This window comes from Nocardioides rubriscoriae, assembly GCF_008087085.1.
In the GTDB taxonomy this organism is placed as follows: Bacteria; Actinomycetota; Actinomycetes; order Propionibacteriales; family Nocardioidaceae; genus Nocardioides; species Nocardioides rubriscoriae.
Window position 1 is genome coordinate 75,086 of sequence record NZ_VIYJ01000007.1, and the last position, 20,148, is coordinate 95,233.

A 20,148-nucleotide genomic window follows, 5' to 3' on the forward strand; every position below is an offset into this window, starting at 1 on the left:
GGACCCGGCCCGGCCACCGTCCGGGTGGTGCTTCGTACGGGTGTTACGTGATTCTGGGGTCTGTGGGGTCTTTCTGGACAGACCCGGGGCTCAGGAGATGCCGAGCTTGCTGCAGTCGTCCTCGATGCCCTGGCAGATCTCGTCGGCGCTGAGGGCACCCGCGTCGATGACGTCCTGGATGTTGGCCTGCGTGATGACCTGGGCGGGCAGCAGCAGGGCCTCCAGCTGGTGGCTCGGGGACTCGGGGTCCTCGAACGGGGCCAGGGTGAGCCCGGCGTCGGCCGGGTCGGTACCACCGGCCAGGGCGATCGCGAGCGCGGCGGCGGCGTTGGCCTCGAGCTTGACGTCCTTGAAGACCGTCATGCTCTGGGTGCCGGTGATGATGTTCTGCAGGCCCTGGACGCCCGCGTCCTGACCGGTGACGACGACCTGGCCGTCGAGGCCGTTGGTCTTGAGCACGCCGATGACCGCGTTGGCGATGTCGTCGTTGGCGGCGAGCACGCCGTCGACCGAGCCGCCGGCGGCGGTGAAGGCCTGCTGGAACGCCGGAGCGGCGTTCTCGACCTTCCAGCCCTTGACGGTGGCCTCCTGGGTGATCGTCAGCTTGCCCTCGTCGGCCAGCGGGTCGAGCACCGAGTGGGCGCCCTTCATGAACAGCACGGCGTTGTTGTCGACGTCGGTGCCGCCGTTCATCATGATGATGTTGGGGTTCTCGGCGCCGCTGGCGTCGAGGCAGTCGACCAGGGTCTGGGCCTGGAGCTTGCCGACGTCCTCGTTGTCGAAGGAGACGTAGTAGGGCGCGGTGCCACCGAGGTTGACGCGGTCGTAGTCGATGACCTTGACGCCGGCCGCGTCGGCCTGCTTCTCGACACCCGCGCCCGAGGCGGCGTCGATCGAGTCGATGATGAGCACCTTGGAGCCGGCGCCGATCATGTTCTGGGCCAGCGAGGTGAACTTGTTGATGTCGCCCTGCGCGTTCTGCACGTCGGGGGTCAGCCCGGCGTCGCTGAGCGCCTTGGTGAGCAGCGGCGCGTCGTAGGTGGTGTAGCGCGTCGACGACGTCGTGTCGGGCAGGATCACGCCGACCTTGCCGGTCGCCTTGCCGGCGGTGCCCTCGGCGGGCTTCTCCGCGCCGCTGACGGGCGGGTTGTCGAGCTTGCAGGCTCCGGTGATGGCCGCGGCGTCACCGCCACCGCCCCCGTTGCCCGAGTCGTTGTTGTCGTCGGAGCCGCACGCTGCCAACGGGCCGACGCACAGCGTGACCGCGGCACCGGTGAGGGCGGCGCGGCGCATGAATGAAGACACGGTTCCTCCTGCAGGATATTTCGGGCAACGAGCCCACTGGTACCCCGGAGTGTTGTCCGTCACTGGTTAGTCGTCAAGAGGTGAACGCAAAAACACCGAATCGTGACCAAGTGGCCGTTTACCAAACATCACTTGACGACAAAGAGTGGCGTCGAGCACAGTTCACCTCGTGTCCCCCATCGACCCCGCCCCGGGTTCCACCGCGTCGCTGCGCACGGCGAACCAGCGGCGGGTCCTCGACGTGCTCCGGGCCCAGATCGCCGGGACCGCCCAGCTCACGGAGGGCCAGATCACCCAGGCCGACCTGGCCCGCACGACGGGCCTCGCCCCGGCGACCGTGTCGAGCATCGTGCGCGAGCTCGCCGCCGCCGGGCTGGTCGCCACGGTGCCCGGCAGCGGTCGCCGCGGCACCACCGTGCAGCTCGCGTCGAGCGCCGGGGTGGTCGCGGGCATCGACTTCGGCCACAGCCACGTCTCGGTCGCGGTCGGCGACCTCACCGGCCAGGTGCTCAGCGAGCAGCACCACCCGCTCGCGCCGGCGTACGGCAACGATGAGGGCCTCGGCCGCGCCGCGGAGATGCTCGCCTCCCAGCTGGCCGAGCTCGGGCTCGACGCCGGCGACATCCGCACCGTCGGGATGGGGCTGCCCGCCCCGGTGATCGACGACGTCGTGCGCTCCTCGGCGATCCTGCCGGGCTGGGTCGGCGTCAACGCGCGTCGCGTCGCCGAGCAGCGGTTCGCCGGACCCGTCCACATCGAGAACGACGCCAACCTCGGCGCCCTGGCCGAGCACCGGCTGGGCAGCGCCCGCGGTCACTCGACCTCGATCTACCTCAAGCTCTCCTCGGGCGTCGGCTCGGGCATCATCATCGACGACCAGCTCTTCCACGGGGCCAGCGGCACGGCCGGCGAGGTCGGGCACCTGACGGTCAACGAGCAGGGACCGGTCTGCCGGTGCGGCAGTCGCGGGTGCCTGGAGACCTACGCCTCGACCGGCAGCGTGCTGGAGCTGATGGCCACCCAGATGCCCGACGCCAGCCTCGACGAGGTCATCGCGTCCGCACGCGAGGGCAACGTCTCGGCGCTGCGCAGCCTCGAGGACGCCGGGCTGCACCTCGGGTGGGGCCTGGGCAGCCTGGTCAACCTCTTCAACCCGGCGCTCATCGTCGTGGGCGGCGACCTCGCGCGCGCCGGTGACCTGCTGCTCGACTCGGCCCGGGTGGGCCTGCGCCGCCACGCGCTCGACGCGGTCGCGGCGACCCCGGTCGTCGCCAGCTCGCTGGGGCGGCGCGCCTCGCTGGTCGGCGCCGTCCTGCTGGCGGCCGAGCGCACCGACCTGCTCCCGGCCGACCTGACCTCCGCGAGCTGACGCCCCTCGGCCTCGGGGGCGGGCGCGGTCCGTGCCGATCCACCTTCCCGCGTAGGCTGGAGTCGTGGCTGTCCCCGATCTCGCCGCGCTCCACGCGCTGTCCCCCGCGCAGCAGCCGACCTACCCCGACCGGGCCGCGGTCGACGCGACCGTGGACCGGCTGCGCACCCTGCGTCCCCTGGTCTTCGGTCACGAGTGCGACGAGCTGACCGACAAGCTCGCCGCCGTCGCCCGGGGCGAGGCCTTCCTGCTGCAGGGCGGTGACTGTGCCGAGACGTTCGCCGGGGTCACGGCCGACAACACCCGCAACAAGCTGCGCGTGCTGCTGCAGATGGCGGTCGTGCTGACCTACGCCGCGTCGGTCCCGGTGGTCAAGCTGGGCCGGCTCGCCGGGCAGTACGCCAAGCCACGCTCCTCCGACCTCGAGACCCGTGTCGTCGACGGCGAGAGCATCACCCTGCCGGCCTACCGCGGCGACGCGGTCAACGGCTACGACTTCACCCCCGAGGCCCGGGTGCCCGACCCGGCCCGCCTGCTCGAGGTGCACCGCACCTCCGCGGCGACGCTGAGCATGATCCGCGCCTTCATCGCCGGCGGCTACGCCGACCTGCGCAAGGTCCACACCTGGAACACCGACTTCGTCTCCGACTCGGTGGCCGGGCAGCGCTACGACGCGCTGGCCTTCGAGATCGACCGGGCGATGGCGTTCATGGAGGCCATCGGAGCCGACCCCGACGAGTTCCACCGCGTCGACTTCCACACCAGCCACGAGGCGCTGGTGCTCGAGTACGAGCACGCGATGACCCGCCTCGACTCCGGCAACGGGGCGGCGTACGACCTGTCGGCGCACTTCGTGTGGATCGGTGAGCGCACCCGCCAGCTCGACGGCGCCCACGTCGAGCTGCTCAGCCACGTGCGCAACCCGATCGGGGTCAAGCTCGGCCCCACGACCTCGCCCGACGACGCGATCGCGCTCGCCGCGCGGCTCAACCCCGACAACGTCGCGGGCCGGCTCACCTTCATCACCCGCTTCGGCGCCGGCAGGATCCGCGACGGCCTGCCCGCGCTGGTCGAGAAGGTGCAGGGCGAGGGCCTCCAGGTCGCCTGGGTCTGCGACCCGATGCACGGCAACACCTTCGAGGCCAGCTCCGGCTACAAGACCCGCGCCTTCGACGACGTGATCGCCGAGGTGCAGGGCTTCTTCGACGTCCACCGCCAGCTCGGCACCTGGCCCGGCGGCATCCACGTCGAGCTCACCGGCGACGACGTCACCGAGTGCGTCGGTGGCGGCGAGGAGCTGCTCGAGGCCGACCTCGGAGACCGCTACGAGTCGGTCTGCGACCCCCGCCTCAACCGCGTGCAGTCCCTCGAGCTCGCCTTCCTCGTCGCCGAGATGTTGAGGGCCCGCTCCAGCTGACCCGTCGCGTCTACGCGACGGGTCGACGTGGGGTTGTGGAGGCTGGGCGGGAGGATGGGGGAGTGATCGACCTGCGCTCCGACACCCTGACCACCCCGACCGACGCGATGCGGGCGGCGATGGCCGCGGCCGAGGTCGGCGACGACGTCTACGGCGAGGACCCCACCGTCCTCGCGCTGCAGGAGCGGGTGGCGGACATGTTCGGCCACGAGGCCGCGCTGTTCATGCCGACCGGGTCGATGTCGAACGTGCTGGCGGTCCGCTCGCTGGTGCAGCCCGGCGAGGAGGTCCTGTGCGAGAGCTCGGCGCACATCGTGCGCGCCGAGCTCGGCGCCCACGGCGCCTACAGCGGCATCACCACGCGCACCTGGACGCACCCGCGCGGGCACGTCGACCTCGAGGCCCTGCGGGCCCTGCACGCCCCCGACATGGGTCCGTTCTTCGTGCGGACCGCGGCGGTCTCGGTCGAGAACACCCACAACTTCGCCGGCGGCACGGTGCTGCCGCTCGACCTGCTGCGTGACCTCAAGGAGTGGGCCACCGGCGTCGGCGCCGGGGTCCACCTCGACGGTGCCCGGCTGTGGAACGCCCACGTGGCCACGGGCACCCCGCTGGTCGAGTACGGCGCCACGGCCGACGTGATGTCGGTGTGCCTGTCCAAGGGGCTGGGCGCCCCGGTCGGCTCGCTGCTCGTCGGCAGCGCCGACACCGTCGCCGAGGCCCGGGTCTGGCGCAAGCGCATGGGGGGCGGGATGCGCCAGGTCGGCATCCTCGCTGCAGCCGGGCTGCACGCCCTCGACCACCACGTCGAGCGCCTGGCCGACGACCACGCCCACGCCCGGCTGCTCGCCGAGGCGGTGGGCGTCGACCCGGCCGGGGTCGACACCAACATCGTCGTGCTCACGCGCCCCGACGCGGCGGCGTACGTCGAGCGGGCGGCCGCGGAGGGGGTGCGGGTCGCGACCGTCGGCCCGACGACGGTGCGGCTCGTGACCCACCTCGGGGTCGGGAGGGCGGAGGCCGAGAGTGCCGCCCGGGTGCTGGCGCGACTGGCCACGGACGGCTCGTAACCTTCTGCCCGTCGCGGGCATCGGACGACGTGCCAGCCGCCCGACCCTCCCGGAGGACCCGATGAACCGCACGCTCGTCACCCTGCTCGCGACCGCCGCCGTGCTTGGCACCACGGGCGGCACGCTCGCCGCCACCCGGCTCGCCGCTGACGGCGGCCCTGCCCGCGACCCCGGTGGCCCAGGGGTGACCGCGCGGCCCTCGACGACACCCTCCACGACAGCCGCGACCGCCGGTTCGACGCCCCGCGAGCCGGTCCCTCCGGGCGCACCGGCCGGCCGAGCGCCGGGCGCGCCCGGTGACGTCCTGTGGGCCAACCAGCGCGGCCTGCACGACGGCGACCAGGTCGTGCCCCTCGACCTGGACGACCGGCTGGCCTCGCTCGAGCGGGCCGACGGCGCCTGGGTGATCACCACCGCGACCAGCCCGCAGGAGCCCTCGTACGAGGTCTCGGTGGTGCGGGGCGACGGCACGGTCACCTTCCTCGCCGACACCTTCGGTGACGGCGACGTGAGTCCCGACGGCACCCGCTACGTCGCCATGGTGGGCGCCGGCGGGGGCTACGGGGTGTGGGACATCGCCACCGGCGAGCAGGTCGACGGCGTCACGCACGGCCAGGACGGTGACCAGTTCCCGTCCGGCGGCGCCCAGTTCGTCGACGACGACACCGTCGCGACGACGTGGAGCGGTGACGACGCCGTCAACCGGGTGCTCCTCAGCAACCTCGGCTCCGCCGACCGACAGCTCGTCGGGAGCGACGTCGCGGGTTCGTGGGCGATCTCGCCGGAGGGCGGCTACTTCGCGACGACGTCCTCGGCGGGCCAGGACCTCGACACCGGGTTCGCTGATTGCGCGCTGGTCTCGCCCACCGGCGGCCCCGACGACGCCCTGGTCGACTGCGGCAGCACGTTCGCCGGCCGGCCGTCGTTCGCCCCCGACGGCGACACGGTGCTCACCCTGCCGGCTGGCACCGACGGGTTCGGCCCGGCGCTCCTGCGCCCCGTCGGCACCGGCGACGGCAAGCCCCGGGAGGCGATCGTCGTGCCCGAGGCCACCCTCGACGGCGCGTACCTGCGCGACGGGGTGGTGGTCGTGCTCGGCGCCAAGAACTACGACGGCGACGGCACCGTCATCAGCACCTGCACCACGCGCGGGTGCGAGGAGGTCGCCCGCGTGGGAGACGCCGCCGGCACCGCGGTGCTGGGGCGGACGACCTGAGCGACCTGAGCGACCTGAGCGAGGAGCGCGGCTCAGTCGGTGACGACGAGCAGCGGCCGCACTGCCCTGCGGGCGTGGTGGATGCGGGCCTTGACGGTGCCGAGCGGCAGGTCGAGCACCCGGGCGATCTCGGCGTAGTCGAGCTGCTGGACGTCGCGGAGCACGAGGGGCTCGACGTACTCGGGGTGGTCGTGGCCGACGACCTCGAGCGCGTCGAGCAGGTCGAGCCGGCTACCGGCGATGACGCTGGTGGTGCGTGGGTCGGCGCGCAGCGGCATCTCGTCGGTGCTCTGCTCGACCGAGCGGCGCTTGAGCGAGCGGTAGGTGCCGCGGGCGCTGTTGGAGGCCACGACGTGCAGCCACGTCGTGAAGCGGCTGCGTCCCTGGAACTGGTCGATCTTGGTCGCGACGAGGAGCAGGGCGTCCTGGGCGGCCTCCTCGGCGTCCTGGGGGTGCTGCAGCATCCGTCCGCAGATGCGCTGCACGCGCGGCTGCACGATCGCGAGCACCTGGTGGAGCGCGTCGGCGTCACCGGCCGCGGCGGCGACGGCCAGCGCGTCGAGCGCGTCGGCCCCCTCGGGGGTGTCGGCGGCGCCATGGGTGTCGGTCACGGTGCTCCAGGTGGTCCGGGCGGTCCAGGTGGTCCGGGGTGGGGGCGAGGCTCTGGCACCATAGCCGCCGTGTCCCTCCCCGAACGGCTCGGTCGGCTCAGGCGTGTCCGCCAGCTCGGGGCGGGCGGGTTCGCGACGGTCTGGCTCTACCGGGACGACGAGCTGCGCAGCGACGTGGCCGTCAAGGCACTGGCCGACAACTGGGCCCAGCGCCTCGACATCCGTGAGCGCTTCCTCGAGGAGGCCCGCATCCTGCGGGCGGCCGACTCCGACCACCTGGTCCGGGTCCACGACCTCGGTGAGACCGACGGCACCCCCTACTTCGTCATGACCTACGCCGACCTCGGCTCGCTCGACGGGGGACTCACCGGCCAGCGGTGGGAACCGCACCACGTCGTGCCGCTGGTCGCACAGGCCGCCAGCGGCCTGGCCGTGCTCCACGACCAGGGCATCATCCACCGCGACGTCAAGCCGCAGAACCTCCTGCTGCGCGGTGACGGCACGGCACTGCCCGACGGCGCCCGGCCGGCCCGGGAGGTGCTGGCCGCCGGCCGGCTGATGGTCGCAGACCTCGGCGTCGCCAAGGCCCTGCTGCACGCCAGCGGGCTGACCCAGGTCGTCGGGACGCCCGCGTACATGGCGCCCGAGCAGGTCACCGGCGACGGCCTCGACACCCGCGCCGACGTCCACGCCCTCGGCGCGGTCGCCTACCACCTGCTGACCGGCCGGGTGCTGCGCGACGGGGGCTTCGCCGAACTGGTCAACGCCCGGCCGCCGGTGCCGCCCTCGGCCCTTGCCCCGCTCTCGCGCGCCGTCGACGACGTGCTGCTTCGCGCGGTGCACCCGCGGCCCGAGGAGCGGTGGCCCGACGTCCGTGGCTTCGCCGTCGCCCTCGGCGAGGCCATCGGGTGCCCGGTCGCCCCGTCGTCGTACGACGCCCCCGCAGCGACCGCGCCCGCCCCGGCCCTCGCCCCCACGGTCGTGCGGTCACGCCCGGCCGTGCCCGCCGCGACCTCGACGACCACCCCGAGCTCGCAGACCTCCCGCACCCCGGCCCGCGCCGACACCGGCACCCGGACGCCCCCGTCGCGGGTGGTGGCCGTGCTGCTGGTCGTGCTCGTGCTCGCGGCCACCTTTGCGGCGTCCTTCGGCGTCACCCAGCTGCTGCGCTGAGCAGCCGGCAGGAGGCTCGGTCTGGGTGCGGCCACGTACCGTCTGGGCAATGACGCCTCGGAGCCGCTGGTCCGTCGTGGCGGGCGTCGTGCTCGCCGTCGTCGCGGTGCCGCTGGCGCCACGGCTCCTGCCGGTCGGTGACACCGACGTGACGGCGGCCGTGCTGCTCGACGCGGTGCGCGGCTCGGCCGACGTGGGCCACTCCGGCTACGTCGAGACCCGGGGCGCCGTGCAGCTGCCCGTGGGCGACGACCTCGGCGACGTCGGCGAGCTGCTGGCCGGCACGACGCGGCTGCGGGTCTGGTGGCAGGACGAGGACGCCTGGCGCGTCGACCGGCTGCTCGTCGCCGGCGAGAAGGACCTGGTCCACGACGGGCCAGTCACGGTCGCCTACGACTACGAGGACGCCAAGGCCGTCGTCACCGAGGACCCCGCGATCCGGCTGCCCCGGGCCTCCGACCTGCTGCCGCCGGTCCTGGGGCGCGCGGTCCTCGAGGACGCCGCCGACACCGACGTACGCCGCCTCGGCCCGCGTCGCGTGGCCGGCGTCGACGCCCCCGGGCTGCGCTACACCCCGCCCGCGGGGCGCTCCACCGTCGACCACGTCGACGTGTGGGTCGAGCCCGGGTCGGGCCTGCCGCTGCGCGTCGAGGTCTGGGACGCCGGCGCGGACGACCCGGCCGGGCCCGACGTGGTCTCGACCTTCGACGACGTCGAGGTCGCACGACCCGCCGACGACCGCGTCGGCTTCCCGGCGTCCCGCGGGGTCGAGGTCGAGCGGGCCGACACCCTGGACGTCGCCGACGCGGCCGGCCGCTACGCGCCGTTCGTGCTGCCGAGGCGGCTCGCCGGTTTCGCGCGGCGTACCGAGGGCGAGGTGGCGGCGGCCACCTTCGGCAGCGGCGTCAGCCGCTTCCTCGCGGTGCCGCTGCGCAGCCGCGAGGCCGACCCGCTGCGCCGCCAGCTGCGCGCGGCGCCGGGGGTCGTGACGGGCGACTACCGCACCGTGGCGAGGAGCGGGGTGCTCACCGTGCTGCTCACCGGCGCCGACCGCGACCCGGGCGCGGCCTGGCTGGTGGCGGGCACCCTGTCGCCCGACACCCTCGAGGACGTCGCCCGGGCCCTCCTCGTGCTTCCCTACGTGGACCAGCGATGACCACCGCGATCCGGACCCGCGGGCTGACGAAGTACTACGGCGGCTTCCTCGCGGTCGACGGTCTCGACCTCGAGGTGCACGAGGGCGACGTCTACGGGTTCCTCGGCGCCAACGGCTCGGGCAAGACGACCACGGTGCGGATGCTCCTCGGCCTGGTGCTGGCCACCTCGGGCACCGCCGAGGTGCTCGGCCGGGCGATGCCCGGCGCCGCGCACGACGTGCTGCCCGAGGTCGGCGCGATGATCGAGGCGCCGGCGGCCTACCCGCACCTGTCGGGGCGCGCCAACCTCGCGCTCTTCGACGCCATGGGCCGTGGCTCACGGCGTCGCGGTCGCGCGGGCCGGGTCGACGACGCGCTCGACCGGGTCGGGCTCGGCGGCGTCGACGGACGCCCGGTGCGCGCCTACTCGCTGGGCATGCGGCAGCGGCTCGGGCTGGCCAACGCGCTGATCCGGCAGCCACGCCTGCTGGTGCTCGACGAGCCGACCAACGGCCTGGACCCGCAGGGCATCCGCGACATCCGGGCCCTGCTGCTCGAGCTCAACGCCGCCGGGACGACGGTCTTCGTCTCCAGCCACCTGCTGCTGGAGATCGAGCAGATGTGCACCCGGGTCGGCGTCCTCGACCGTGGCCGGCTGGTGCTGCAGCAGCACCTCGACGACCTGCGCTCGCCGACGGGTCGCGTCGTGCTCCGCACCCGCGACGTCGCCGACGCCCGCCGGTTGCTCGACCACCGCATCGACGAGGCCGTCGGCGAGCGGATCGTCGTGCGCGACGGCGACGCGGCCGCGCTGGCCGCGGAGCTGGTCGCCGCCGGGGTGCGGGTCGACGAGCTCGTCGCCGAGCGTCGCTCGCTGGAGGAGATCGTGCTGGCCGCCACCGGTGCGGGCAGCGACACCTTCGCCCGGACCTCGCCCGTCGACGCGGGTGGCGCCCCGACCGGGCCGACCGGGGTGCCCGCGTGATCGCGGTCGAGCTGCGCAAGCTGCTGCGCAGCCGTCGTACGTGGGCGACGATCCTGCTCGTCGACGCCCTGCCGACCCTGGTCGGGGTGCTCCTCGCCGTCACCGACCTCGGGCCGCGCCCGGGCGAGGGACCGGCGTTCCTGTCGGCCGTGCTCACCGACGGCACCCTGTTCCCCCTGGCGGCGCTGGCGATCGTGCTGCCGCTGTTCCTGCCGATCGCGGTGGCGATCACCGCCGGCGAGGCCGTCGCCGGCGAGGCGGCGGCCGGCACCCTGCGCTACGTGCTGGTGCGGCCGGTGAGCCGGTTGCGCTTCCTGGTCGCCAAGCTGGCCAGCGTGCTGGTGTTCGTCGTGCTGACGGTGCTGGTGGTCGCGGTCACGGCGTACGTCCTGGGCGTGCTGCTGCTCGGCGACCAGTCCGTGACCACCGCCGGCACCACGAGCGTCTCGGGCTCCTCGCTGTCGACGCCGGAGCTCGTCGGGCGCACCTTCCTGGCGCTGGGCTACGCGATCTTGTGCATGCTCGGCGTCGCCACGATCGCGCTGTTCCTGTCGACCTGCGTGGCCTCGCCGCTCGGTGCGGCGCTCGGCACGATGGCGGTCTTCGTCGGCTCGGCCCTGCTGCTGACCCTCGACGCCTCCGACGCCGTGCGCGACTACCTGCCGACGCGTTACTGGCTGGCCTTCGTCGACCTGTTCCGCGACCCGATCCTGTGGCGCGACCTCCAGGCCGGGGTCCTGCTGCAGGTCGCCTACGTCGCGGTGTTCTTCGCCGCGGCCTGGGCCAACTTCGCCACCAAGGACGTCGCGGACTGACGCGGCTCCCGGGTGGGAGTTTCACCGCTGGAGCGGTGAATCTCCCGGCGCCGCGACGCTCAGCAGGCGACGAGGAAGTCGCTGCCGCCCGCGCCGAGGAACGCCTCGACGACGCTCACCGTCACCGGGGCGCGGACGACCTCGCCGTGCGACAGCGGACCGGTGCCGCACGTCGCCTGCAGGTCGACCGACCGGGCACCGTCGAGCACCGCCGAGTCCGCGGGTACGACGGTCTGGTCGGTCTCGGTCCACACCGACAACCAGCGCGGCCCGGCCGGGGTCTCGTCGCCGGCGTTGAGGGCGCGCAGCAGGTCGCTGCCGGGGTCGAGCTGGCGGCAGGCCTCGCTGCACGTGCCGCTGCCGATGCTGGTGGCCAGCGCCGCCAGGTCGGTGCCGTGGTGGGGCGAGGCGACCGTCGCGACCCGTCGGGTGACCGCGGCGCCCCCGAGCTCGGCCACGTAGTAGCGCACCACGACCCCGCCCGCGGAGTAGCCGACCAGGTCGACCGACGGCGCGCCGGTGCGCTCGAGCACCTCGCGGACCCGGTCGGCGAGGGCCCGGGCCGCCTCACGCAGGTCGCCGGTGCCGTCACCGGGCGGAGCGACGACCTCGGCGCCGGGCAGCGCGGCCGCCAGGTCCTCCAGGGCGGTCGTGGAGCCGCCGTACCCGGGCACGAGCAGGACCGGGCCGCGCCGGGCCTGGTCGACCGGGGCCGGGTCGTCAGCCGACCGGTCGAGCACCGCCCGCACCCCGACCACCACGAGCGCCCCGACCACCAGGCAAGCGACGCCGAGGTGCAGCCGCCGGCGTGCGGGGGACAGTCGGCCCAGCCAGCCCGGCCACGTGCTCACCGGGCCACGCTACGAGGCCGCTCCTAGCCGCCACTCCTAACCGCCGGTCCCGGCCGCCGGTCAGGACGCGGGTACGCCGAGCAGCCGGACGGTGCTGATGGCGGTGAAGTCGCGCCCCCGCGGGCCCGGGGCGGGCCGGCTCACCGAGAGGATCCGCAGCTGCACGGCGCTGGTCACGACGTCGACGTCGATGCTCTGCACCGAGCGCGACTGCGTGAGCGACTGGGGGACCACGGTGCCGTCGTCGAAGACCCACTCGACGGCCAGGACCCGCCGGTTGGCGGTGTAGCCGTCGTAGCCCGGGTCGGTCTTGGCGTAGCCGTTGAGCAGGCCCACCTCGGCCAGCCGGGTCGGCTGGTCGAGGGTGAAGGTGAGGGTCGAGCCGCTCTCGTCGCCGGGGCTGCGCCAGGCGGTGTCGTCCTGGCGGTCGAGCATGTTGTAGGCGTCGTAGCGCACCGCGTTGCCGTTGACGTCGACCCCGGGCTCGGCGGTGTCGGGCGCGACCGCGGTCGCCGCGCTCGCGACGTCGGTGGCGTCGTCGGGGAAGACCGCAGTGGGGGACGACGTCGGGTCCGTGGGGGTCGAGGTCGACGGCGCGGTGCTGGGGGCGGTCGGGCTGGCCGAGCCGGTGGCCGGTGCCTGCTGCCCGACGTCGCTCGCCTCGCCGTCCCCGTTGTCGCCGGAGCCCCCGCCGAGGAGCAGGAAGCCGCCGAGGCCGACGAGGAGCAGCAGCACCGCGGCGCCCACCACCCAGGGCAGCGCCGAGCGCCGGCCGTGGGCGTGCGTGTGGGCGTGCGAGTGTGGTGCGCCCCCGGCCCCGACCGTGGTCGGGGTGTCCCAGGCCGCGGGGGTGGCGGCGGGAGCGACCGGCCCGGGCGGACCGGTGGGGTCGTCGGCGTACATCGGGTAGCGCGCCTGGGGCGGGGTCTCGAACACCGGCGGTGGTGCGGCGGGTGCCCAGGACGACCCGGCGGGGTCGGCCGACGGGACCGCGGGGCGCTCCGCGGTGGCCGTGCGCCAGTCGTCGCCGGCGGTGGCGGCGTCGGTGGCGGCGTCGGTGCCGGCGTCGCGCGGGTGCCCGCAGTTGACGCAGTAGCGGCCGACGCCGAGGGCGTGGCCGCAGCGTGCGCACAGGTCCAACGGTCGACTCCTCCGGGCTGGGTTGCGGGCCACCCTAACCAAGCGCGGCCCACCACGACGGGGACGAACCCCGTACCCGGCCCCCGGTCAGCCGCCGGTCAGCCGCCGGTCGGCCCCCGGGTCAGCCCTGGCCGACCCGCTCGTGCGAGCCGACCCGGCCGACCATGGCCGGCAGGCGCCGGCAGGCCTGGGCGAGCTCGCGCAGCTCGGTGCCGAGCAGGGCCTGCGGGCCGTCGCACAGCGCCGACTCGGGGTCGGGGTGGACGTCGACGATGATGCCGTCGGCGCCGACCGCGATGGCGGCGCGCGACAGCGGGACGACGAGGTCCTTGCGGCCGGCCGCGTGCGAGGGGTCGACGATGATCGGCAGGTGGCTGGTCGCCTGCACGACCGGGACCGCGGAGATGTCGAGGGTGTTGCGCGTCGACGGCTCGAAGGTCCGGATGCCGCGCTCGCACAGGACGACGTCGAGGTTGCCGCGCTGGGCGATGTACTCGGCCGCCATCAGCCACTCCTCGATCGTCGCGGTCATGCCGCGCTTGAGCAGCACCGGCTTCCCGGCGTCGCCGGCGGCCTGGAGCAGGCCGAAGTTGGCCATGTTGCGGGTGCCGATCTGCAGCATGTCGGCGTGCTCGGCGACCACGGGCACGTCCCGGGCGTCGACGACCTCGGTCACCACCGGCATGCCCGTCGCGGCGCTGACGTCGGCGAGGATCTCGAGCCCCCGCACGCCCAGGCCCTGGAAGGCGTACGGCGACGTGCGCGGCTTGTAGGCGCCGCCGCGCAGGATCGTCGCCCCGGCCGACTGCGCCATCCGGGCGGCCTCGAGGGTCTGCTCGGGGGTCTCGACCGCGCACGGGCCGGCCATGAAGGTGAAGGTGTCGGGGCCGATCGGCACCCGGCGGCTGCCCTCGGCGCCCACCCAGACCGTGGACCGCTCGGCGTGGTGCTGGCGGCTGACGAGCTTGTAGGGGTCGGAGATCCGGTGGACGTCGGCGACGCCGCGCAGGGTGCGCAGGTTGAGCCCGTGGAAGGACTCGAGGTCGCCGACCAGGCCGATGATGGTGCGGACGACGCCCTTGCTGACGAACGCCTCACCGCCGACCGACTCGACCTTCTCGACGACGTGCGCGACGTCCTCGTCGGTGGCGTCCGGGGACATGACGACGACCATGGTGTTCCTCGTGTTCTCTGTGTCGTGCTGGGGGCGGTGCTCCGGCGGCCCGGCCCGGGCATGACGAACGCCCCGGGCCATCGGCCGGGGCGTTGGTGGGTGCGGGCGCGTCTAGGGACGAGCCTGCACGGGAGCTCCCGGCAGGTGTCCGAAGAAATAGGTGCGCGCCACGAGACGAACCCTAGCCGGGGTGGGGCGCGGTGGCCGTGGTGTGCCAGTCCGTGGACAGGAGGGACGCGGGGTCAGACCGCGAGGTGCTGGACGTCGCCGGGGTCCGGGCCCTGGGTCGTACGCCGCGGCCCGGCCTCGACGACGAGCATGGCGGCCACGACCAGCGCGCCGCCGCCGAGCAGTCGCCAGGTGAGCGACTCGCCGCCCAGCCCCACCGCGAAGGTCGCTGCGAAGACCGGCTCCATGCTCATCACGATCGCGGCGCGCGTGGGGGCGAGGTGGGCCTGCGCCCAGGTCTGCGCGATGAGGGCGGCCGCGCCGGCCACGACCGCCATGTAGACGACCGACAGCCAGTCGCCCGCCGAGGCGGGCAGCACCACGCCGTCGGGGGCGGTGGCGACCAGGCAGATCGTCGCGATCACGAGCAGCTGCAGGATCGACAGCCCGAGCGCCTCGTCGGCGTCGGCCCACGCGCCCAGCGCGACGATGTGCAGGGCGTAGAGGATCGCGGCCACCAGGGTGATCGCCTCGCCGTAGCCGATCGAGAGGCCGTCGAGGGTCAGGACCGCGAGGCCGGTGGTGGCGAGCACGACCGCGCCCCAGGTCCAGGCGGTCAGCCGGGTGCGCAGCAGCACGGCGGCAAGCAGGGGCGTCGCGACGACGTACAGCCCGGTCACGAAGCCGGACACGCTCGCTGCCGTGTGCGCGAGCCCGGCGGTCTGCAGGATCTGCGCGAGGCCGTAGAGACCGCCGAGCACGAGGCCGCGGCGGCGTGCCTCGGGGGAGAGCCGACCGATCGCCCGCGGGGCCACGACCAGCATCACGGCCCCGGCGACCAGGAACCGCACGGCCAGGAAGTCGAGCGTCGGGACGCGCTCGAGGAGGTCCTTGATGAGGATGAACGTCGAGCCCCACACCATCGTCATCGCGAGCAGCGCGAGGGTCGCCAGGGTCGCGCGGCTCGGACGGTCGGACACCGGCCCAGCCTGGCAGCCTCGGGATCGCGCGCCCCGGACGGGGCGGGTGGTCAGACGACGTAGAGGGTGATGGTGCTGCCCACGGGCGCCCGGCTGCCGAAGCCGGGGTCGCTGCGGGTGACGTAGCCGAGGCCGAAGCCGCCGGGGGCGTCCTGCACGTCGACGTCGAAGCCGGCGTCGCGCATGGCCTGCTCGGCCGCCGCGACCCCGAAGAGGTAGGTGTCGGGCACCTCGACCAGCTCGGGACCGCGCGAGACGACGAGCTCGACGACGCCGCCCTTGGTCAGGGTGCCGGACTCGGGGCTCTGCGAGATGACGTCGCCCTCGGGGACCTCGTCGCTGTACTCCCGCCCGACCACGCGCGCGACCAGCCGGCGGCGCTCGAGCTGGGCGGTGACGTCGTCGACCGGCTGGCCGACCCAGCGGCCCACGGGGATCGGCCGCTTGCCCTTGGACAGCACGAGGTCGACGGTGGTGCCCGGCTCGAGCTCGGTGCCGGCCGGCGGGTCGCTGGCCAGCACGATGCCCTCGGGGACCTTGTCCGACCAGCGGCCGGTGCTCTCGCCGAACTCGAGCTGGCGCTCGATCAGGGCGTCCTGGGCGGCGTCCTCGTCGAGGCCGCGGACCGTGGGCACCCGCAGCTCGCCGAGCGAGAGGGTGAGGGTCACGGTGTCGCCCGGCAGCACCTGGGCGCCGCCGCGCGGGTCGGCGGCGACGACCGTGCCGGCCGGCAGGTCGGGGTCGTAGACCGGGTCGGCGTAGGCGACGTCGAGGCCGGCGTCGTCGAGGCTGGCGACGGCGGCCGCCTGGTCCTGCCCGGTGACGGTGGGGGCCACGGTGTAGCGCGCCCAGCCGTACCAGAACGCGCCACCACCGATGGCCAGCGCGACCACGAGCGCGAGGGCCAGCAGCAGCGGCCCCCGTCGGCGTCGGCGGGGGCGCCCACCGACCGGGCCGACCGGGCCGACCGGGCCGCGCGGTGCCGGGCGGTCAGGGGGGCGCACGTCGCGTCGTACGGGCCGGGTCGGCGGGGGCAGCTGGGGCAGCATCGTCGTCGGCTGGGCCCGGTCGAACGGCTCCCAGGCGTGGGCGGCCAGCTCGTCGAGGTCGGTGGTGCCGTGCGGGTCGAGGTCGTGGGGGCCGCCGCGGTCGTCGCTGTCGTCGAGGCGGGGGGCCGGGTGCAGGGCGAGGTCCTGGGTCAGCTCGGGGTCGTCGCGCAGCCCCTCGGCCAGGGCCTGGCCGACCCGGTGCACCTGGTGCAGCAGCACCGCCGCGTCGGCCGGACGCCGGGTGCGGTCGCGCGCGGTCGCGCGGGCGACCAGCGCGTCGACGTACGGCGGCAGGTCGGGGACCCGCTCGGAGGGCGGGGGCACGTCGTGGTGGACGTGCTTGTAGGCCACCGCGATCGGGGTCTCGCCCTCGTGGGGCTTGACCCCGGTGAGCAGCTCGTAGAGCAGGACCCCGGCGGCGTAGACGTCGGCGCGCTCGTCGGCCCGGCCGTCGACGACCAGCTCGGGGGCGAGGTAGGACACCGTGCCGATCAGCACGCCCTGGGTCGCGGTGTGCTGGGTGTCGGCGCTGATGGCCTTGGCCAGCCCGAAGTCGGCGACCTTGACGCGTCCGTCGTCGGAGATCAGCACGTTCTCGGGCTTGACGTCGCGGTGGATGAGCCCGGCCCGGTGGGCCGCGGCGAGCGCGGAGAGCACGGGCTCGATCAGGGCGAGCGCCCGCGCCGGCGGCATCGGGCTCTCCTTGGCGATGGTGTCGCGCAGCGTGTGGCCGCTGACCAGCTCCATGACGAGGAAGACGACGCCGTCGTCGTCGCCCTGGTCGTGGACGGCGACGACGTGGGGGTGCGAGAGCCGCGCCGCGGCCCGGGCCTCGCGGACGAACCGCTCGGCGAAGTCGCGGTCGGAGTCGGAGTCGGACAGCCCGGCGTGCATCACCTTGACCGCGACGGTCCGGTCGAGCCGGACGTCGAGGGCCTCGAAGACGCTGGCCATCCCGCCACGAGCGATCCGGGGGCCGAGCCGGTAGCGACCGTCGAGGAGCCGCCCGGTGAGAGGGTTGGGAGGCACACCACGTTCTGCGGGCACGGCAGGCCGCGCGCCGCCGGCGCCGGGGCGTGTCTGCACGTCGACCCTCCTGACCGGCGGGGGGAAGACGCCGGAGTGCCCATGGTACGGCGGCGGCGCCCGCCGGGCGGCGCCACCGGCCCCGGCGTGGCGTGCAAAACTGGCGCCATGTCGACCGATCCGAGCACCCCGCCCCCCTTGGCCGAGGCCGACCTGGCCGCGCTGGTGCCCGAGTGGATCGACTGGGCCGAGGCCGCCCGCCGGCTGGGGGTCAGCGTCGGCAAGGTCCGCACGATGATCCGCGAGCACGAGCTCGCGGCGGCCGTCCCGACCCCCGGCGCGGGCCAGCAGGTGCCGGCCGACCTCATCCAGGACGGCCTGCCGGTCAAGGGCCTGCCCGGGCTGCTCACGGTGATGCACGACAACGGCTACGACGACCGCGAGTGCATCGCGTGGCTGTTCCTCGACCAGGACTTCCCGGGCCGGGCGATCGACGCGCTGCGCGAGAACCGCGGCACCGAGGTGAAGCGACGCGCCCAGGCGATGGCGTTCTGAGGCGGCGTGGTCATCCACCGCGTACCGCCCCGCCCCGACGGGTTCGTCCCCCGCACCTCCGGCGCCCTGTCGATGGTGCTGGTGCTGCTGGTCGTGCTCGGCGTCTGGTTCCTCAACGGGCGTGACCCCGGCACCGGCACCACCGCGCTCGACCCGGGCGCCCGGACCAGCTCGGTGCCGTCCCCGGTGGTGTCGTCGGCGCCCTCCGCGACCGACCCCGCGACCGACCCCGCGACCGACCCCGCGACCGACCCCGCGACCGACCCCGCGACCGACCCCGGCAGCGGCCTGCCCTACGTCGACCTGGCCGACCTGCCGCCGCAGGCGTCCGACACCGTCGACCTGATCGACCGGGGGCCGCCCTACCCCTACGCCCAGGACGGCTCGACCTTCGGCAACTTCGAGTTGATCCTGCCCGAGCGCGAGCGCGGCTACTACGAGGAGTTCACCGTCGAGACCCCGGGCTCCGACGATCGGGGCGCGCGGCGAATCGTGGCCGGTGCCGACGGCGAGCTCTACTGGACCCAGGACCACTACGCGTCGTTCGAGCGGATCCGGCGGTGAGGTCGGCGTGAGCGGCCTGGCCGGGCTGCTGGCCGGCCGCACGCCCCCGGGGGCCTACCGGTGGCACGCGGCGTACGACGTCGCCGACGTGCGCCATACCGTCGAGCTGGCCGGGCGACGGTTCGCCCACGTCGACGGCGCGCACGTCGCCACGGCGCCCGAGCTGCACGACGCGCTGGCTGCGGCGCTCGGGTTCCCCGACTGGTACGGCCGCAACCTCGACGCTCTGCACGACTGCCTGGGTGACCTGCCCGGCGGGCCGGGGTCGACCGTGCTGCTCTGGGACGCCTGGGGTGGCCTGGCGCGGGCCGAGCCGCGGGTCTTCGGCATCGCCGTCGAGCTGCTGGAGGAGTCGTTGACCCTGCTGCTGCGGGGCCCGGGGCCCGACCTCGCGCTGCCCTGGCTCGACTGAGCCTCGCTCAGAGCACCCGCTGGGTGACCGCCCCGGCCAGCCCCGTGAGCACCTCGGTGGCCACGGGGTCGAGGCCGGCTGCGTCGAGGGCGGCGACCGCGACGTCGGCGAGCTCGGTGATGAGGGCCTCGACGCGTGCGTGGGCCCCGCTGGCGTCGATGACCTCGCGCAGCCGCGCCACCTCGTCGCCGCCGAGCGGGGTGCCCAGCGAGCAGTCGAGCAGGGCCGCGTCGGCCGCGGGTGCTCCCTCGAGGGCCAGGGCGACCAGGACGGTGCGCTTGCCCTCGACGAGGTCGTCGCCCGCGGGCTTGCCGGTGGTGGCGGGGTCGCCGTAGACCCCGAGGAGGTCGTCGCGCAGCTGGAAGGCCTCGCCGAGCGGCAGGCCGAAGCCGGTCAGCGCGTCGAGCACCTCGGGGCCCGCGCCGGCCAGGGCGGCGCCGACGTGGAGGGGGCGCTCGATGGAGTACTTGGCCGACTTGTAGCGCAGCACGGTCATCGCGGCGTCGACGTCGGCCGCGCCGCGGGCCTGCACCGAGACGTCGAGGAACTGCCCGGCGATCACCTCGGTGCGGCACAGGTCGAAGACCTCGAGGGCGGGTCCGACCCGAGACCAGTCGAAGCCGCAGCGGCGCAGCGCCTCGTCGGCCCACGCCTGCAGCAGGTCGCCGAGCAGGATCGCGGCGGCGGCGCCGTACTGCTCGGGGTCGCCGCGCCAGCCGGCCGCGCGGTGCTCGGCCTCGAGCGCGCGGTGGGCCGCCGGCCGGCCGCGACGGGTGTCGGAGGCGTCCATCAGGTCGTCGTGGGCCAGGGCGCTGGCGTGCAGCAGCTCGAGCGACGTGCAGGCCCGCAGCAGCATGGCCTCCTCGTCGTCGCCCACGACCGGCTGCACGGCCCGGAACCCCCAGTGGCAGAACGCCGCACGGAACTTCTTGCCGCCCGCGACGGCGGTACGGGCCTCGGTCAGCAGCCGATCGGCGTCGGGGCCCAGCGGCGCGAGCAGCGCGCCCTGCGCGTCGAGGAAGTCGGTGAGGCTCGCGTCGAGCGCGGTGCGGAACCCGACGCCGTCCCAACGCTCTGTCCAGGAGATGTCGCCGATGCCCACGCTTCGAGGCTAGAGCCATAAACTCGGGCC

At 74.6% G+C, this 20,148-nt stretch carries 19 protein-coding genes; 11 read left to right on the forward strand and 8 right to left on the reverse strand.

The features are described from left to right. Positions 1-90: 90 nt before the first annotated feature. Positions 91-1,305, reverse strand: coding sequence for a sugar ABC transporter substrate-binding protein (locus FZC61_RS13200; RefSeq protein WP_211357242.1), 1,215 nt, complete (start codon positions 1,303-1,305; stop codon positions 91-93). A gap of 169 nt (positions 1,306-1,474) precedes the next feature. Between FZC61_RS13200 and FZC61_RS13205 the strand changes: the two genes are divergently transcribed. The 4 genes from FZC61_RS13205 to FZC61_RS13220 all read left to right on the forward strand — a co-directional run bounded on the left by FZC61_RS13205 (position 1,475) and on the right by FZC61_RS13220 (position 6,377). Beyond that, a complete protein-coding gene (locus FZC61_RS13205) occupies positions 1,475-2,674 on the forward strand; it encodes an ROK family transcriptional regulator (RefSeq protein ID WP_170286105.1) in 1,200 nt (399 codons plus the stop codon). 64 nt (positions 2,675-2,738) lie between these two features. Continuing rightward, positions 2,739-4,091: a class II 3-deoxy-7-phosphoheptulonate synthase gene (locus tag FZC61_RS13210; protein WP_148614658.1), complete on the forward strand. Its 1,353-nt coding sequence runs from the start codon at positions 2,739-2,741 to the stop codon at positions 4,089-4,091. 62 nt (positions 4,092-4,153) lie between these two features. Continuing rightward, a complete protein-coding gene (locus FZC61_RS13215) occupies positions 4,154-5,161 on the forward strand; it encodes a threonine aldolase family protein (RefSeq protein WP_148614659.1) in 1,008 nt (335 codons plus the stop codon). 61 nt (positions 5,162-5,222) lie between these two features. Further along, positions 5,223-6,377 carry a WD40 repeat domain-containing protein gene (locus FZC61_RS13220; protein WP_148614660.1) on the forward strand — a complete coding sequence of 385 codons (1,155 nt, stop codon included), beginning with the start codon at positions 5,223-5,225 and terminating at the stop codon, positions 6,375-6,377. Between the two features lie 32 nt (positions 6,378-6,409). On the opposite strand, the gene FZC61_RS13225 is transcribed toward FZC61_RS13220, so the two are convergent. Beyond that, positions 6,410-6,988, reverse strand: coding sequence for an RNA polymerase sigma factor (locus FZC61_RS13225; RefSeq protein ID WP_148614661.1), 579 nt, complete (start codon positions 6,986-6,988; stop codon positions 6,410-6,412). Positions 6,989-7,057: 69 nt separating this feature from the next. On the opposite strand from FZC61_RS13225, the gene FZC61_RS13230 reads away from it, so the two are divergent. From FZC61_RS13230 to FZC61_RS13245, 4 genes are read left to right on the forward strand one after another with little or no spacing between them, the layout of a single operon-like run. Beyond that, the gene (locus FZC61_RS13230) at positions 7,058-8,161 is read left to right on the forward strand and encodes a serine/threonine-protein kinase (RefSeq protein ID WP_170286106.1); all 1,104 of its coding nucleotides are present in this window, start codon (positions 7,058-7,060) and stop codon (positions 8,159-8,161) included. A 49-nt stretch (positions 8,162-8,210) separates the two neighbouring features. After that, entirely contained in the window at positions 8,211-9,317 is a 1,107-nt protein-coding gene (locus FZC61_RS13235) for a transcriptional regulator (RefSeq protein ID WP_148614663.1), read from the forward strand. Beyond that, complete coding sequence (locus FZC61_RS13240; protein ID WP_148614664.1) at positions 9,314-10,282, forward strand: ABC transporter ATP-binding protein; 969 nt, start codon at positions 9,314-9,316, stop codon at positions 10,280-10,282. The genes FZC61_RS13235 and FZC61_RS13240 overlap by 4 nt, the downstream gene beginning before the upstream one ends. Next, positions 10,279-11,097 (forward strand): ABC transporter permease, encoded by an 819-nt coding sequence (locus FZC61_RS13245; protein ID WP_148614665.1) that lies wholly within the window; start codon positions 10,279-10,281, stop codon positions 11,095-11,097. The genes FZC61_RS13240 and FZC61_RS13245 overlap by 4 nt, the downstream gene beginning before the upstream one ends. A gap of 59 nt (positions 11,098-11,156) precedes the next feature. Here FZC61_RS13245 and FZC61_RS13250 read toward each other — a convergent pair whose 3' ends face one another. The 5 genes from FZC61_RS13250 to FZC61_RS13270 form a co-directional block, all read right to left on the reverse strand. Beyond that, positions 11,157-11,948: a lipase family alpha/beta hydrolase gene (locus FZC61_RS13250; RefSeq protein WP_211357243.1), complete on the reverse strand. Its 792-nt coding sequence runs from the start codon at positions 11,946-11,948 to the stop codon at positions 11,157-11,159. A 60-nt stretch (positions 11,949-12,008) separates the two neighbouring features. After that, entirely contained in the window at positions 12,009-13,088 is a 1,080-nt protein-coding gene (locus FZC61_RS13255) for an NADase-type glycan-binding domain-containing protein (RefSeq protein ID WP_148614666.1), read from the reverse strand. A 121-nt stretch (positions 13,089-13,209) separates the two neighbouring features. After that, entirely contained in the window at positions 13,210-14,250 is a 1,041-nt protein-coding gene (gene aroF, locus FZC61_RS13260) for a 3-deoxy-7-phosphoheptulonate synthase (protein WP_246142676.1), read from the reverse strand. Positions 14,251-14,504: 254 nt separating this feature from the next. Further along, positions 14,505-15,410 carry a DMT family transporter gene (locus FZC61_RS13265; RefSeq protein WP_148614668.1) on the reverse strand — a complete coding sequence of 302 codons (906 nt, stop codon included), beginning with the start codon at positions 15,408-15,410 and terminating at the stop codon, positions 14,505-14,507. Between the two features lie 50 nt (positions 15,411-15,460). Then, complete coding sequence (locus FZC61_RS13270; RefSeq protein WP_246142677.1) at positions 15,461-17,488, reverse strand: Stk1 family PASTA domain-containing Ser/Thr kinase; 2,028 nt, start codon at positions 17,486-17,488, stop codon at positions 15,461-15,463. Positions 17,489-17,653: 165 nt separating this feature from the next. On the opposite strand from FZC61_RS13270, the gene FZC61_RS13275 reads away from it, so the two are divergent. The 3 genes from FZC61_RS13275 to FZC61_RS13285 are packed head-to-tail and all read left to right on the forward strand — an operon-like array spanning position 17,654 to position 19,016. Then, a complete protein-coding gene (locus FZC61_RS13275) occupies positions 17,654-18,040 on the forward strand; it encodes a helix-turn-helix domain-containing protein (protein WP_148614669.1) in 387 nt (128 codons plus the stop codon). Positions 18,041-18,046: 6 nt separating this feature from the next. Continuing rightward, entirely contained in the window at positions 18,047-18,604 is a 558-nt protein-coding gene (locus FZC61_RS13280) for a guanyl-specific ribonuclease (protein WP_246142678.1), read from the forward strand. 7 nt (positions 18,605-18,611) lie between these two features. Next, positions 18,612-19,016: a barstar family protein gene (locus tag FZC61_RS13285; protein WP_211357244.1), complete on the forward strand. Its 405-nt coding sequence runs from the start codon at positions 18,612-18,614 to the stop codon at positions 19,014-19,016. Between the two features lie 7 nt (positions 19,017-19,023). Here the strand turns inward: FZC61_RS13285 and FZC61_RS13290 are convergent, their stop codons facing one another. Next, positions 19,024-20,118, reverse strand: coding sequence for a polyprenyl synthetase family protein (locus FZC61_RS13290; protein ID WP_246142679.1), 1,095 nt, complete (start codon positions 20,116-20,118; stop codon positions 19,024-19,026). Positions 20,119-20,148: the final 30 nt, after the last annotated feature.